Annotated in this window: 9 protein-coding genes; 7 read left to right on the top strand and 2 right to left on the bottom strand. The window is 66.1% G+C overall.

Features of this window, described 5'->3' with window-relative positions; translation table 11 throughout:
- The first annotated feature begins 7 nt into the window (after nucleotides 1-7).
- Genes ASD73_RS03330 through ASD73_RS03300 form a run of 7 tightly spaced genes read left to right on the top strand, consistent with a single transcriptional unit; the run spans nucleotide 8 to nucleotide 11722 of the window.
- Nucleotides 8-3265: an alpha-L-rhamnosidase gene (locus ASD73_RS03330; RefSeq protein ID WP_056369151.1), complete on the top strand. Its 3258-nt coding sequence runs from the start codon at nucleotides 8-10 to the stop codon at nucleotides 3263-3265.
- Nucleotides 3262-4725, top strand: coding sequence for a carboxylesterase/lipase family protein (locus ASD73_RS03325; RefSeq protein ID WP_056369154.1), 1464 nt, complete (start codon nucleotides 3262-3264; stop codon nucleotides 4723-4725). The genes ASD73_RS03330 and ASD73_RS03325 overlap by 4 nt, the downstream gene beginning before the upstream one ends.
- A 14-nt stretch (nucleotides 4726-4739) precedes the next feature.
- On the top strand, nucleotides 4740-5594 hold the full coding sequence (locus tag ASD73_RS03320) for an alpha/beta hydrolase (protein WP_162256163.1): 855 nt from the start codon (nucleotides 4740-4742) through the stop codon (nucleotides 5592-5594).
- Nucleotides 5591-7189, top strand: a complete 1599-nt coding sequence (locus ASD73_RS03315; RefSeq protein WP_056369159.1) for a tannase/feruloyl esterase family alpha/beta hydrolase — start codon at nucleotides 5591-5593, stop codon at nucleotides 7187-7189. Before ASD73_RS03320 ends, ASD73_RS03315 begins: the two co-directional genes overlap by 4 nt.
- Nucleotides 7186-8862, top strand: coding sequence for an AMP-binding protein (locus ASD73_RS03310; protein WP_056369160.1), 1677 nt, complete (start codon nucleotides 7186-7188; stop codon nucleotides 8860-8862). Before ASD73_RS03315 ends, ASD73_RS03310 begins: the two co-directional genes overlap by 4 nt.
- Nucleotides 8859-9194: a hypothetical protein gene (locus tag ASD73_RS03305; protein WP_082521329.1), complete on the top strand. Its 336-nt coding sequence runs from the start codon at nucleotides 8859-8861 to the stop codon at nucleotides 9192-9194. Before ASD73_RS03310 ends, ASD73_RS03305 begins: the two co-directional genes overlap by 4 nt.
- Nucleotides 9194-11722, top strand: coding sequence for a beta-glucosidase (locus ASD73_RS03300; RefSeq protein WP_056369162.1), 2529 nt, complete (start codon nucleotides 9194-9196; stop codon nucleotides 11720-11722). The genes ASD73_RS03305 and ASD73_RS03300 overlap by 1 nt, the downstream gene beginning before the upstream one ends.
- 42 nt (nucleotides 11723-11764) lie before the next feature.
- Here ASD73_RS03300 and ASD73_RS03295 read toward each other — a convergent pair whose 3' ends face one another.
- Complete coding sequence (locus tag ASD73_RS03295; protein ID WP_056369164.1) at nucleotides 11765-13714, bottom strand: serine hydrolase domain-containing protein; 1950 nt, start codon at nucleotides 13712-13714, stop codon at nucleotides 11765-11767.
- 12 nt (nucleotides 13715-13726) lie between these two features.
- A complete protein-coding gene (locus ASD73_RS03290) occupies nucleotides 13727-15205 on the bottom strand; it encodes a serine hydrolase domain-containing protein (RefSeq protein WP_056369166.1) in 1479 nt (492 codons plus the stop codon).
- Nucleotides 15206-15230: the final 25 nt, after the last annotated feature.

Below are 15230 nucleotides of genomic sequence, written 5' to 3'. Positions count from 1 at the left end.
TAGGGTGTTGCCGCTGATCGGAAGTCTGCGAAGCCTGCTGCTCAGCGCGCTCGCGGCCGCCGGTCTGGTGGCGACGCCGCTCCATGCCGCCGATCAGGCGCCCGCGGAGCTCAGGACCGAATATGCCGCGGCGCCGTTGGGTCTCGACACCGCGGCACCGCGCTTGGCGTGGCGCTCGCCCGTTGCGCGGCAGAGCGCGTATCGTATCCGCGTCGCGACCTCGGCCGCCGACCTCGATCGCGCGCCGCTCTGGGACAGTGGCAAAGTCGCCTCGGCGAACAATGTCCAGATCGCCTATGCCGGGCCGACGCTCGTATCGCGCCAGCGTTACTGGTGGCAGGTGCAGGTGTGGGACGAGGACGGCAATGCCACCGGGTGGAGCACGCCTGCCTGGTGGGAAACGGGGCTGCTCGGCGCGTCGGACTGGCAGGCCCAATGGATTTCGGGACCCGTGCGGCGCGACCATGACTGGGGCGATCTGACGCTCGATGCCGATCTGACGCTGATGGGCAAGAGCGTCGACATATTGTTCCGCGCACTGCCGAACGGCAAGACCTATGGCGACGCTTATGTCTGGACGCTCGCGGACGACAAGAATGGCCCGGAGCTGATCCAGACGATCCGCCGTTATCCGGGCGGCACGAGTTCGGCGATCAAGATGGAGCGGCTGGGGCAGGTCAAGTTGCCTGCGCCGATCAAGGGGCGCCGCATCGCGCTGTCGATCCGCGCCGAGGGCGCTCATATTGTCACGCGCATCGACGGGGCGGTTGTTGCGACGGTCGACAACGACGCGCACAAGCATGGCACGATCGGCTTTGCGGGTAAGGAAGCCAGTGCCGCCGTCATTCATTCGGTCCGCGTATCGGGCACGCAAAGCCCCGCGGTCGCGTTCGATTTTGCGGGCGACGACAATCCCTTCACCGGCGGCAGCGTGGCGAAGGACGGGTTCGTCGTCGCCAGCGGCGTTCCGGGGGTCGATCTCGTGCTTCCGATCGAGGCGCCCGCGCCGCTCGTCCGGCGCGCCTTCCGTCTCGCCAAGCCGGTGGCCAGCGCACGGCTCTATTATGCGGGCGCGGGTATGCCGCGTCTGTCGGTCAATGGCACCGTCGTCGGTTCGTCGCTCGGTGCAGGGTTCACCGCCTATGACAAGCGCGTCCTGGGCTATGCGCTCGACGTCACCAGCCTGCTGCGCCGCGGCGAAAATATACTCGGCGCCGAACTCGGGCGTGGCTGGTACGGGCTGACCGATCCCAACGAATGGTATTTCCACGCCGCGCCGTGGCACGCCGAACCTGCGCTGAAAGCACAGCTTGAAGTCGCCTACACCGATGGAACACGCGAGACGATCGTGACCGACGGCAATTGGCGTACCGTTTCGGGCCCGACGCTCAATGACTCGATCCATCGCGGTGAACGCTATGACGCGCGGCTGGTGCCCGCGGGCTGGGACCGCGCAGGCTTCCGCGACCGCAAATGGCAGGCGGCGCCGGTTGTCGCAGGGCCGGCGGGACAGCTTGTCGCCGCCAACTCCGAAGCGATTGAGCCGGTCGAGAATATTGCCCCCGTCGCGGTCAAGGAGGTCGCCCCCGGCGTCCATGTCTATGACTTCGGCCGCATCGTCGCGGGCTGGCCGGTGCTCAAGGTCAGCGGTCCGCGCGGGATCACGGTGTCGATGGTTGCGAGCGAGCGCGTTGCCGACGATGGGAAGGTCGTCCCCGCTGCGGGCCTGATCGACGCGCAGCTCCAGACCGACCGTTATACGCTGGCGGGCAAGGGTGCCGAGCAGTGGGAACCGCGCTTCGGCTATCGTGGCTTCCGTTATGTGCAGGTCGAGGGATTCCCGGGAACGCCGCCCGAGGGCGCGCTGACGGCGCGCATCGTCCATTCGGCGGTCGCACGCACGGGCAGCTTCACGAGCGCCGATCCGCTGCTGAACCAGATCGACTTTGCCGCAATCGCGTCGATCCTCAACAATCTCCACGGCTTCCAGACCGATACGCCGACCTATGAGAAGAATGGCTGGAGTGGCGATGCGCAGGCGTCGGCCGGCGCCGCGGCGCGCAGCCTCGACATCGCGCGGGTCTGGACTAAATGGCTCGCCGATTTCCGCGATGCGCAGTCGGAGAAGGGTGAGGTGCCCGAAATCGCGCCGACGACGCCTTTCTATGGCTATGAGAACACTCCCGGCTGGAATGTGATCTGGGGGCCGACGACGCCGTGGGATGCCGCAGCGATGATCCTGCCGTGGGAACTTTACACCACCTATGGCGACACGCGCATCCTCGCCGACAACCAGGACATGCAGCGCCGGTTGGTCGATTATACCGCGACCTATATCAAGGCGCCCGATTACCAGCGCTCGGCGGGGCTCTCCGAATGGGCGTCGGCGGGCGGTATGGATTACAGCAATGCGCGCGGCGGCGGCATCGACGCGGTGACGACGGCCTATTTTTTCCATCAGGCTGATCTGCTCGCCAAATCGTCGGCGATTGTTGGCAAGGCCGAGGATGCGGCGCGTTATGCCAAACTCGCGGACGAGATCCGCGCCGCCTATAACGCGCGCTACTGGAACGGGGCGATGGGCTGGTATCGTTCGATCGACAGCAAGGGTGCGGTCGGTCAGCCGACGCAGGTGCAGAATATCCTGCCGCTCGCGTTCGGCATGGTGCCGCCGGGCCGCGAACAGGATGTCGCCAACGCCATCGCAAACAATGTCGACAAACAGGGGCTGCGCACCGGCGTCTATGGTGCGCGCTACCTGCTCGAGATCCTCAGCGACTATGGTCATGCAAACCTCGCGTACCGCGTCGCGACGCGCACGGACGAGCCGAGCTGGGGCTGGTGGGTCAAGAACGGCCACTCGACGATGTTCGAGACGTGGAGCCTGAACAGCCGCTCGCGCGACCATCATTATTTCGCCTCGATCGCCGACTGGATGCGCCAGCGGCTTGCCGGGCTGCGCCCGGGCGCGCCGGGGTATAAGGTCGTGCTCGTCAAACCGGCGATCCCCGATGGCCTTGCCAGCGCCGAGGCCGCGATGGACACGGTCCATGGCCGGGCTTTCTCGGGGTGGAAAGTCGACGTGGGCAAGCTGACGCTTACCGCCGAAGTCCCCGCAAACACGACCGGCGAGATATGGGTGCCCACGCGCTTCGGTCCCCTGACCGCGCCCCCGGGTGCCGACCCGATCCGCGAGGACAAGGGCTATTCCATCTACCGCACCGGCCCCGGCCGTTTCATTTTCACCACCGGAGGCGCGCCATGATCCGCCGCATATTCGTTTCGGCCCTCATGTTGGCGACCCCCGCCGCCGCGAAGCAGGTCGCGATCGACAGCGGCATCATTGCCGGTGCGACCACGCAGGGCGTTGCGGCGTTCAAGGGCATTCCTTACGCCGCAACGCCGGTCGGGGCCCTGCGCTGGAGCGCACCCGCGCCGGTCCAGCCGTGGAGCACGCCGCGCGATGCGACGGCTTATGGCCCCGACTGCATGCAGAACCCGCTACCGGGGATTCAACCCGGATCGCGGCCAATGAGCGAGGATTGCCTGACGCTCAACGTCTGGACGCCGAAGCCCGCCAAGGGCGCGAAGCTGCCGGTGATGGTCTGGATCCACGGCGGCGGTTTCGTTGGCGGATCGGGCACGCTGCCCGAGACCGACGGTAGTCTGCTCGCCAAACGCGACGTCGTGATCGTCAGCTTCAACTACCGCCTCGGTCGCTTCGGCTTCTTCGCGCATCCCGCGCTGGGCAAGGACGGCAACTGGGGGCTGATGGACCAGATCGCCGCGCTCAAATGGGTGCAGCGCAATATCGCATCCTTTGGCGGCGATCCGGCGAAGGTCACGATATTCGGCGAAAGCGCGGGCGGGGAGTCGGTGTCGCGCCTGATGGCGTCGCCCGCCGCGAAGGGCCTGTTCGCGCGCGCGATCGTTGCGTCGGGCGGCGGCCGCGACGACTGGCCGACGCTGGCTGAGGCGCAGGGGAAGGGGCAGGTCTTCGGCACGCGCGCGGGCGGCGTGGACGCTGCAGCGTTACGCGCGCTCCCCGCCGACAAGGTGCTCGGCGGTCTCGCGCTGATGAGCAAGGAAGAGGATCGCTATTCGGGGCCGATGACCGACGGGACGATCGTTCCCGTGGGCGCCGAGACGATCTTTGCCGAGGGCAAGCAGGCGCGCATTCCCTATATCATCGGCAGCAACGACGATGAGCTCGGCTTCATCCCCGCGCCGTTCCGCGCGATGGTCAACGGCCCGGTCGAAAAGGCGTTGGGCTCTGCCGCCGCCACCGTCAAAGCTGCCTATGCGAGCGAAGACGAAGCGAACCGGCGGCTAGGCGGCGACGCGATCTTCGCCGAACCCGCGCTCGCCTTTGGTCTGCTGCAGGCCCGCGCCGAGGTGCCCACCTTCCTCTATCGTTTCGGCTATGTTGCCGAGGGTCAGCGCAAACCCGACGTCGGCGCGGTGCACGCATCGGATGTCGCCTTCCAGTTCGGCAACCTGCCCGCCGATGCCACCGCCGCCGATCGTGCGGCGGCCAGGCAGCTCGGCGACTATTGGACCAATTTCGCGAAGACCGGCGATCCGAATGGCAGCGGACTGCCCGTCTGGTCGCGTCTCGACCCCGCCACGCCGCAGCTGCTGTCGATGGGAATCGCGGCAACCGCGATGGCGCCCGCAACGACGCCCGCTCTGACTGCCATCGCCGCCGCACGGGACGGAAAATGAAAATAATGAAAGTCATGACCATGCGCCTCTCCGCCGTCCTCGCTGGTGCGCTTGCCATTGTCGCAATCCCCGCCTGCGCGTGGGAGGTGATCCGCCTGTCGTCGGACCCCGTTCCCGCGACCTCGAAGGAAGTACGCGAGACCGGGCCGTTCGGCACGATCGTGCGCAACGTGTCCGATGCTACGCTCACCCCTTATGTCGCCGACAAGCCCAACGGCACCGCGGTGATCGTCGCGCCCGGCGGCGGCTTTCACATGCTGTCGATCGACAATGAGGGCGAGGCGGTCGCCAAATGGCTGAACAGCCAGGGCGTGACGGCGTTCGTCCTCAAATATCGCCTGCTCGAAACCGGCGCCGATTTTCCGCTCCAGATGATGCGCTATCTCGCCAATCTTCCCTCCCTGCGCACCGCGGTCGAACCGCTGCGCCCGCTCGCGACCGCCGATGGCGAGAATGCGGTGAAGTGGGTACGCAAGAACGCTGCCCGCTATGGCATCAAATCGAACCGCGTCGGGCTGATGGGTTTTTCGGCGGGCGGCGCGGTGACGGTGTGGACGCTCGCGGCGAACAAGCCCGCGAGCCGCCCCGATTTCGCGATCGCGATCTATCCCGGCCTGCTGCCCGACACGATCGCGGTGCCGAAAAAGGCCCCGCCGCTCTTCGTCACGGCCGCTAAGGACGACAAGCTGGCCTATGATGACAGCATCCGTCTTGCTGCCGCATGGAAGGGTGCGGGCGCTAGCAGCACGATCGTCACCTATGAAAGCGGAGGCCATGGTTTCGGCATGAAGAAGAGCGGCAAACCGAGCGACGCGTGGACCGACGCGATGTCCGAGTGGATGCGTAGCCAGGGGCTGGTAGGCAAATGAGGATCCCATCGATCACCCTGCTCGCCGGCGGATCGCTGCTCGCGGCGTGCACCGCCAATGAGCCCGCACCGGCGCCGACGCCTGCCGCACAAAAGGTCGGTAGCTGCGAAGCGCTGACCGGTCTCGCGTTGAAGGACGGCAAGATCGACGCCGCGACCTTGCTCGCGGGCGGCGCGATGGTCAATCTGGAGGCCGGCAAGCCGGGCCTGCCTGCTCCCGCCGCTTTCTGCCGCGTTCAGGCGACGCTGTCGCCGGTGCCGGGATCGTCGATCAAGGTCGAGGTGTGGCTGCCCGAACGCGCGGGCTGGAACGGCAAGCTGCTCGGCGCGGGCAATGGCGGGTTCGGGGCGAACATGCTGCTGCCGTCGCTGCTGATGCGCGGCGCGGTACAAAAGGGCTATGCCGCGGTCGGCACCGACATGGGCCATGTCAGCGAAGCCGATGTCGATGCGAGTTGGGCGCTGAACGCGCCCGAAAAGATCCGCGACTATGGCTGGCGCGCCAATCATGTCGGTGCCGAGACCGCGAAACAGGTGATCGCGGCCTTTTATGAAAATCCGCTGTCAGCAAGCTATTTCCACGGTTGTTCGGACGGCGGGCGGCAGGCGCTGACCCTCGCGCAGCGTTACCCCGCCGACTATGACGCGATCATCGCGGGCGCCCCCGCGATGCCGTGGACGCGCATGGCGAGCGCCTTTGCGAATAATGCCGTCGCGGCGAACAAGCCCGGCGGCGATCTTTCGATGGCGAAGCTCAAATTGCTCCAGACGGCATCGCTCGGTCAGTGCGACGGGCTCGACGGCGTGAAGGACGGCGTGATCGACGATCCGCGCGCCTGCCATTTCGATCCAGCGAAGCTCGCGTGCAAGGGCGGCGAGGGCGCCGATTGCCTGACGCCGGGCGAGGTCGCGACCGCGAAGCTGTTCTACGAAGGTCCGAAGACCGCCGACGGCAAGAGCTTCTACCCCGGCTTCGCACCGGGAGCTGAGGCCGAAGCGGGAACCTGGTCGCAATGGCTGACCGGCAAGACGTCGCAGCATGTAAAGTTCGGCACCGCCTTCTTCCGCTATTTCGTCCACGCCAACCCCGACTGGCAGCTCTCCGACTTCAACCTCGAACGCGACTATGCGTTGGCGAAGGCGCGCGTTGGCGGCGATCTCGATGCGGACCGCACCGACCTCGGCGCCTTTTACAAGCGCGGCGGCAAACTGATCCTCTATCACGGCTGGAACGATGCCGGGATTCCGGCACAGAACACCGTCGATTATTATGAGCGTCTGGTCGCAGCGAACCCGAAGGCTGCATCGACCTCGGTGCGCCTGTTCATGGTGCCCGGCATGTCGCATTGCCTTGCGGGACCGGGGCCGAACAATTTCGACCCGCTGGCGGCGCTCGACGGCTGGCGGCAGGGCGGACCCGCGCCCGAACGGATCATCGCGACCAAATATGACAATGACCTGTTCGCCTATATCGGCCTCCCCGCAAAGGCCGGGCGGACGCGGCCGCTCTGTGCATTCCCCAAGGTCGCGAAATGGGACAGTAAGGGTTCGACCGACGATGCGGCGAGCTTTACATGCGAGGCACCCGGAAAATGACGAGCCATGTTCACGGAGCAACCGAACCCCCGCTAATCGAACACACAATCGGTGACGCCCTCGCGCTCGCCGCGGCGCGCTGGGGCGACCGTGATGCGCTCGTTTCGATCGGGCAGGGGATAAGCTGGAATTTCGCCGAACTGCTCGAACGCTCCGACGCCTTCGCCGCCGGGCTGCTCGCGCTCGGGCTCAATCCCGGCGACCGGATCGGCATATGGGCGCCCAATTGCGTCGAATGGACGCTGACTCAGTTCGCCGCCGCGCGCGCCGGGCTGATCCTCGTCACGATCAACCCCGCCTATCGGCTGTCCGAGGTGGAATATACGATCAACAAGGTCGGGCTGTCGGCACTGGTCGCGGCTACCAGCTTCAAAACGAGCGACTATCCGGGGATGATCGAAGAACTCGCGCCCGAAGTTGCCGCGAGCACGCCGGGCGAGCTTCGCGCCGCGCGCCTGCCGACGCTGCGCTCGCTGATCCTGATCGGTGCGGACGCGCGTGCGGGCTGGCTGCGCTTCGACGATGCGGCGGGGCTGGCGACCGAAGCCGACCGCCAGCGCCTCGCCGCGATCGGGCCGACGCTCGACCCCAACGACGCGATCAACATCCAGTTCACCAGCGGCACCACCGGCCTGCCCAAGGGCGCGACGCTCAGCCATCGCAACATCCTCAACAACGGCTATTTCGTCGGCCGCACGCAGGGGCTGGGGGAGGGCGACCGCATCTGTATTCCCGTGCCGCTCTATCATTGCTTCGGCATGGTGATGGGTAATCTGGCCAGCATCACCCACGGCGCGGCGATGATCTATCCGTCCGAAGGTTTCGATCCCGAAGCCGTGCTGCGCGCGGTAGAGGCCGAACGCTGCACGTCGCTCTATGGCGTGCCGACGATGTTCATCGCGGCGCTCGCGCATCCCGATTTCGACAAATTCGACGTCTCGTCGCTGCGCACCGGCTGCATGGCGGGCGCGATCTGTCCCGAACCGTTAATGCGGCAGGTGGTCGAGCGGCTGAACATGCGCGACGTGACGATCGCCTATGGGATGACCGAAACCAGCCCGGTGAGCTTCCAGACCGCGCCCGACGACCCCTTCGAACGCCGCGTCGGCTCGATCGGCCGGGTGCAGCCGCACCTCGAATGCAAGATCGTCGATGCGGGCGGCAACATCGTCCCCTCGGGCGAGCCCGGCGAGCTGTGTACGCGCGGCTATTCGGTGATGATCGGTTATTGGGACGAACCCGAGCGCACCGCGGATTCGATCGACGCCGACGGCTGGATGCATTCGGGCGACCTCGCGACGGTCGACGTCGAAGGCTATGGCAATATCGTCGGGCGCCTGAAGGACATGGTGATCCGCGGCGGCGAGAATATCTATCCGCGCGAGGTCGAGGATTATCTCTATCGCCACCCCGCGGTCGAGGATGTCGCGGTGGTCGGCATTCCGGACGAGCGCATGGGCGAAGAGCTGTGCGCGTGGGTGCGCTTGAAGCCCGGCGCGGAGGCGAGCGCCGACGATATACGCGAGTTCTGCCGCGGCCAGATCGCCCACTATAAAGTCCCGCGCTACGTGCGTATCGTCGGTGAATTCCCCACCACGGTGACGGGAAAAGTCCAGAAATATCTGATCAGAGAGGCGATGGTCGCCGATCTCGGAAAGGAAGACAGATCATGAAAACTGCCATGTTTGTTGCGGCGCTGATGGCCGCCGCCCCCGCCTTTGCCCAGGGCACCGACGCGCCGGCACCTGCTCCCGCCGCGCCCGCACCGGCGCCGGCCGCACCCGCGGCCGACACCAAGTTCAACCTCGACACGCCGCTGCAGGACATCGTCGCCGACGAAAAGGGCAAGGCGGTGATCGAAAAGCATTTCCCCGGCATGATCGCGCTGCCCGAATATGAAATGTTCAAGGCGATCAGCCTGACGCAGCTCCAGCCCTATTCGAACGGCAAGATCACCGACGAGATGCTGGCCGCGACCGCCAAGGATCTGGCGGAGATCAAGTGATGAAGAGCCGGACAGCCTATCTGGCGGCAACATTGCTGTCTTCCACGGTGGCGCTGTCCGGCGCACAGGCGCAGGATATGATCTACAAGGACAAATCGGCACCTCTCGAGGCGCGCGTCGACGACCTGATGGGACGGCTGACGCTCGACGAGAAGATCCTGCTGCTCGCGGGTGAATCGTCGATGACGCTGAACCCGATCGAACGGCTCGGCATCCCCCCGATCCGCATGACCGACGGGCCGACCGGCGTGCGCTCACCCGAGGGCAAGCCCGCGACGGTCTTCCCCGTCGGCGTCGCGATGGCGGCGACGTGGAATCCCGACCTGACCGCAAAGGTCGGCGCGGCGATCGGCAAGGAGACGCTCGCGCACGGCGCCGACGTGCTGCTCGCGCCGACGGTCAACATCGTGCGCACCCCGCGCTGGGGGCGCAATTTCGAAACCTATTCGGAAGACCCGTATCTCGCGGGCCAGATCGGGCTCGGCTATGTGAAGGGCGCGCAGAGCGCGGGCATCGGCGTATCACTCAAGCATTTCGCCGCGAACAATCAGGAAACGAACCGGTTCATCGTCGACTCGGTGGTCGATCCGCGGACGCTGCGCGAAATCTACCTCCCGGCGTTCGAGACGGTGATCAAAGAGGCCGATCCCTGGTCGGTGATGGCGTCGTACAACAAGATCAACGGCACGCATGCGGCAGAGAACCGCTGGCTGCTAACCGACCTGCTCAAGACCGAGTGGGGCTATAAAGGCTTTGTCGTGTCCGACTGGGGCGCGGTCCATTCGACCGCGACGACGGTCAACGCCGGCATGGACCTCGAAATGCCGGGGCCGCCGAACCATTTCGGGCCGAAGCTCAAGAAGGCGGTCGAGGAAGGCAAGGTCACGGCCGCGCAGATCGACGACAATGCGCGCCGCATGGTGCGGCTGATCGTCCGCAGCGGCGCGATCGAACGCGGCGTCGCGCGCCCGGTCGCGGAACAGATGCCCCGCAACGCTGCCCTCGCGCAGAGCGCCGCCGAAGAAGCGATAGTCCTGCTCAAGAACAGCGGCGTCCTGCCGCTCCCGTCGTCGATCAAGTCGCTCGCGGTTATTGGCCCGAACGCCGACGTCGTGCGCATCCAGGGCGGCGGCAGCTCGGCCGTCGTGCCTTTCGAGACAAGCACCCCGCTTGCTGCGCTCAAGGCCGCGCTGCCTGGCGTGAAGATCGACTACGCCCGCGGCGTCGACAATGAAGAGACGCCGCCGGGCGCCAATTCCAAGCTGTTCAGCCCTGGCGCCGACCGCAGCGTCACCGGTCTCGCGGCGACCTATTACGCCAATGCCGACATGAGCGGCGAACCGGTGAAGCGCGAAACCGCGAGGAGCTTCCTCAAGCGGATCAGCGGCAATATCGCCGGGCCGCAAGTGACGGGCTATGCGGCGTTTCGCTGGGAAGGGCTGTTCTGGCCCGACAAGAGCGGCACCTATGAATTCAGCACGCGCGGCACCGGCAACGCGACGATCACGCTCGACGGCAAGACCGTGCTGTCGAAGGCCAGTGCGTCGAAGCCCGACATTCGCGACGTGCTCGGCTTCCCGATCCCGCGGCGGACGGTTTCGGTCCAACTCGAAGCCGGCCGCAGCTACCCGATCCGCATCGACTATGTGAACGGGCAGACGCCATATGAGTATCTGAGCTTCGGCATCCGCGAACCGCTGCCGTCGTTCGACGAGGCGGTAGCCGCCGCGCGCGGCGCCGATGCCGCGCTGGTTTTCGTCGGCTCCTCCTCGACCACCGAGGGCGAGGGTTACGACCGCACGTCGCTCGACCTGCCGGGCGAGCAGAACAAGCTCGTCGAAGCGATTATCGCCGCCAATCCGAAAACCACGGTCGTCGTCAACGCGGGCGCCGCGATGACGATGCCCTGGTCTGACAAGGCGCCGGCGATCGTCGACATGTGGTTGCCGGGCGAGGGCGGCGCGACGGCGCTCGCCAATGTCCTGACCGGCAAGGTCAATCCGTCGGGCAAGCTGCCCGTCACCTTCCCGGCGCGCACCGAGGACGACACGATCAATCTCAAGGGTGCCAAGACGCCCTATTCCGAAGGATTGCTCGTCGGTTACCGCGGTTATGTCGCGAAGGGCGTGAAGCCGCTCTTCGCCTTCGGTCACGGGCTCAGCTACACCAGTTTCGCCTATTCAGCGCTGTCGGCGCCCGCGCGCGTCAAGGGCGGCGAAGCGGTGTCGGCGAAACTCACGCTGCGCAACATCGGCAAGCGCGCGGGCAAGGAAGTGGTGCAGATTTATGTCGCGCCGCTCGCACCCGCGGCGGGTGATCCGCCAATCGCGCTGCGTGGTTTTGCCAAGGTCGACCTCGCGCCGGGCGCGCGCCAGACGGTCAGCGTGACGCTCGACCCCCGCGCCTTTTCGCAATTCGACGCCGCACGCGGTCAGTGGCGCGTTGTCCCGGGCCGCTACCGGATCATGGCCGGATCGTCCTCGGCCGATATCCGCCAGCAACGCGAGATCGACGTGACGGCCGATTGAGGAGATTTCCGCAGCCGGGTCATGCGGAGATCTCCCTGATTGTCAGTCCTCGACGTACAGATATTGGGTCTGCTGGCCGTCGTTGATGTTTAGTGTGCGCTTGCCATCCTTCGTGCCGACCAGCGCATCGACGCCGATATTGCCCGGGCCGACCGAGATGATCGACATGCTGCCGTCGGCATTCTTGCGGGTGGCGATCGGCCCCTCGACGAAACCGGCCTTGATCCATTTCTGGCCGTTCTTCTCGCTGACCGTGATCTGACCGACCGACGGGTCACGATAATGGCCGGCAAGGTTGCCGAGCACCGCGGGGTCACCCGGATAGGTCAGCCGCTCGCGCTTCGCCGTTGCCTGCGCCTTGATCCGCGCGGCCGCAGCGGTGATGTCGCGCGCGGCTTCAGGCTGGCCGTCGTAAAGTATTTCGAGCAGGCGGCGGAGCGTCGGCGCCAGCATCGATGCGCCCGGATCGCTGTTGACCAGGATCACGAGGCCAACGCCGGACTCGGGAAGCGCAAACCAGGTGCTGTGATAGCCGACCAGCGTACCGCCATGCGTGACGACCTGCACGCCCGAGGCGTCGCGCTGGAACAGGCCCATGCCGTACCAGCTGTCGGGTCCGACCTGCACGCCCTTTTCGCGGCGCGCGAGGAGGTTGGTTTCGCTCACCACGCGCTTGCCGTCGAGCATGCCCTTGCCGAGCTCGAGCTGGACGTAGCGGACCATGTCGGCGGTGGTGGAAAAGGCCGCGCCCGCGGGACGATAGGGATAGGGCGACCAGTTGAAGTCGTTCGACATCAACGTCACCTTGCCGTCGATGTCGAGGCCGTGCGGCGCCGCCCAGTTCCCCGCCATGCCCTCGGCATAATCGAAGGTGCTGTCCTTCATGCCGAGCGGCTTGAAGACTTTCTCTTCCATCGCGCGGTCGTAGGCAGCGCCGAACTCCATCTTCGGATAGAGGATATGCCCGCCGACATAGCCGGCCGCCGAGGCCAGCTGGTTGTTATACTGGAACAGGTCGCCGAACTTGCTGGTCGGCATCGTCGCGGCAAGCTGCTTGAAGGTGTCGGCGGCGGGCTGCCCCTTGTCGGCGAGGATGAAGCCGAAATCCTTGCGCGGCAGGCCGGTGCAGGCGCAGATCAGATGCTTGACGAGCACCGACTTGGTGACCTCGTCATTGCCAAGGCGGAATTCGGGATAGAGGTCGACGACCTTCTCGTCCCAGCGCAGCTTGCCCTCGTCGGCGATCGTCGAGAGGAGCAGCGTGGTCATCCCCTTGGTGTTCGATGCGATCATGAACTTGGTGTGCTCGTCGACCTTTTCGGGCGAGCCGAGCGCGCGGACGCCGAAACCGCCCTGCCACAGCACCTTGCCATCGTCGATCAGCGCAAAGCCGACGCCGGGAACCTCAAGTTCCTGACGGCTTTGCTCGATGAAGTCGGTGAGCAACTTGATGCGTTCGGGCGTGAGTTCGTGCGCGGTCTTGCCGGCGAAGCTTTCCTTCTGGAAGCCCGCCGGGCGGAGGCCCTGTGCAACCACCGACATCGCGGCGGAGCGTTTCGCGGCGGTGCCCGCCGCACCATCGACGATCAGCACGGTCCAGGCGGTGCCCTTGCGCAGCGCAGACGCGGAGCGCGCGGCGCGCTCGGTCGGCAGCGTTTCATAGGCGAAGCTTACCCGCTCGTCCCAGCCGTCGGCCGGGGGCGCGGCGGTGCTGTTGCGCTGCGTCGGCACGGCGCCCGGGCGGACGACCGCCCACGCCTTGGCGGCGGCGTCGGCGGCATCGGCGGCGGCGCCGATTTCGGCGACGACGATACGCAGATCACCCTCGGGCGAGGTGAAGACGAGCGCGGGGCCTTGCGTCGATGCGGTCCAGTCCTTGGGCTGGACATATTGCACGCCGCTGGCGAGCTTGCCGGGCGTATCGGCCGCGACGGTCTGTGCAAGGGCGGCGACGGGCGCGCAGGAGAGCGCGAGTGCGATCAACAGCTTCATGATGGCTTCTCCTCAGGGCTGGACGAAATGATAGAGAACATGCGGTTGCGACGTGAAGGACAGGCGCCAGCGCCCCTCGGCGCCGTGGAACAGCAATTGCTCATAGGGGCCGCCGGCGCGGGCGCCGGTGGCCTGTTCGAAGCGCATCGGACCGACGCGTTCCCAATAGGTGGTTTTGCCTTCGTTGGTGACGGTGACGGCGTTCGGGCCGGCCGCGGCGATCTTCAGGTCGCGTTCGGGATTGGGGGTGCGCGCATAGTCGCGGCGGTTGCCGCGATAGGCGCCGAGCGGCAGCACTTCGCCCGCCGGTGCGGCGACGCGCGGGGCGGGGGCGACTGGGAACAGCCGGCCGATCAGAGCCTCGGTGAGTTCGGTGCGGCCGCTATAGCTGCCCTCGCCGCCGGTCTCGGAGACGAAGAAGCCCAGCCCGGCCTCGGGCGCGAGGATCATATTCGAGTGGAAATCGCCGGTGTTGCCGCCATGCCCCACCATGCGCGGGCCTTTCTCGCGGACGACGAAAAAGCCGTGCGCCATGCCGGGCAGGCCGGGGGCGTTTGCGACCGAGTTGGTCATCAGCAATTTGACCGACGCGGGTTTCAGGATGCGCGCCTTGCCGAGCGCGCCGCCGTTCATCATCGCCGTCATGAAGCGCGCCATGTCGGGTCCGCTGCTCGTGCCCGATCCGGCGGGCATTACCGGGCTGAACAGCTCGAACGGGTCGGCGACGAGCCGCCCGTCCTTGACCTGATAGCCCGACGCCATGCGCGGCGCGAGCGCAGCGGGCAAAGGTTCACGAAAGGTCGTGGCGCTCATTCCCAGCGGCGCGAAGATATGTTTCTCGACATAGTCGGGAAACGCCTCGCCCGACACGCGCTCGACGATATAGCCCGCGAGGACCGAGCCATAGTTGGAATAGGAGGTCTCGGTTCCCGACGACCAATGGCGAACCGGAATATGCGTCTTCATCCATTCGACATAGGGCGTGATCTTGTCGGGCGTCGGCGCGGTCAGCCCGCCGACGTCGCTCATCCCCGGCGTGTGTGACAAAAGATCGCGCACGCGGATCGGCTTGCCCTCGAACTCGGGGATTTTGAAATCGAGATATGTGTTCACATCGGCGTCGAGGTCCACGCGGCCCGCTTCGACCTGTTGCAGCAGCGCGCTCCAGGTGAACATCTTCGACACCGATCCCGGCCGGAACAAGGTCTGCTGTCCGTCGACCGCGATGCCCTTGTCGATATCGGCAAAGCCGTAGCCGCGCGAGAACAGTATCTTGTCGCGATAGACGACGGTGACGATGGCCCCCGCGACCTCGCGCGTCGCGATCTGCTGCGCCATCACGCCGTCGACGAAATCGGCAAGTCCATCGATCCGGTCCTGCGGGATGCTATAGCTGGTTTCGGCCTGCGCTATGGCGTTGGAGGGCAGGGCGATCGAGCCGAGCAGCGCGGCGGCGAATGCGGTGCGGCGCAGGGCTGGAAAACGGGTCATGCAAGATCTCCGAAGGTCAGTGGGT

It is taken from the genome of Sphingopyxis sp. Root154 (genome assembly GCF_001427105.1).
Taxonomy (GTDB): domain Bacteria; phylum Pseudomonadota; class Alphaproteobacteria; order Sphingomonadales; family Sphingomonadaceae; genus Sphingopyxis.
This window is presented reverse-complemented; position numbering and strand designations above follow the sequence as displayed.

Excerpts from the sequence above, each read along its gene's own strand:
- ASD73_RS03325 (WP_056369154.1), top strand. The coding sequence starts at position 3,262 with ATGATCCGCCGCATATTCGTTTCGGCCCTCATGTTGGCGACCCCCGCC.
- ASD73_RS03320 (WP_162256163.1), top strand. The coding sequence starts at position 4,740 with ATGACCATGCGCCTCTCCGCCGTCCTCGCTGGTGCGCTTGCCATTGTC.
- ASD73_RS03315 (WP_056369159.1), top strand. The coding sequence starts at position 5,591 with ATGAGGATCCCATCGATCACCCTGCTCGCCGGCGGATCGCTGCTCGCG.
- ASD73_RS03310 (WP_056369160.1), top strand. The coding sequence starts at position 7,186 with ATGACGAGCCATGTTCACGGAGCAACCGAACCCCCGCTAATCGAACAC.
- ASD73_RS03305 (WP_082521329.1), top strand. The coding sequence starts at position 8,859 with ATGAAAACTGCCATGTTTGTTGCGGCGCTGATGGCCGCCGCCCCCGCC.
- ASD73_RS03300 (WP_056369162.1), top strand. The coding sequence starts at position 9,194 with ATGAAGAGCCGGACAGCCTATCTGGCGGCAACATTGCTGTCTTCCACG.
- ASD73_RS03295 (WP_056369164.1), bottom strand. The coding sequence starts at position 13,714 with ATGAAGCTGTTGATCGCACTCGCGCTCTCCTGCGCGCCCGTCGCCGCC.
- ASD73_RS03290 (WP_056369166.1), bottom strand. The coding sequence starts at position 15,205 with ATGACCCGTTTTCCAGCCCTGCGCCGCACCGCATTCGCCGCCGCGCTG.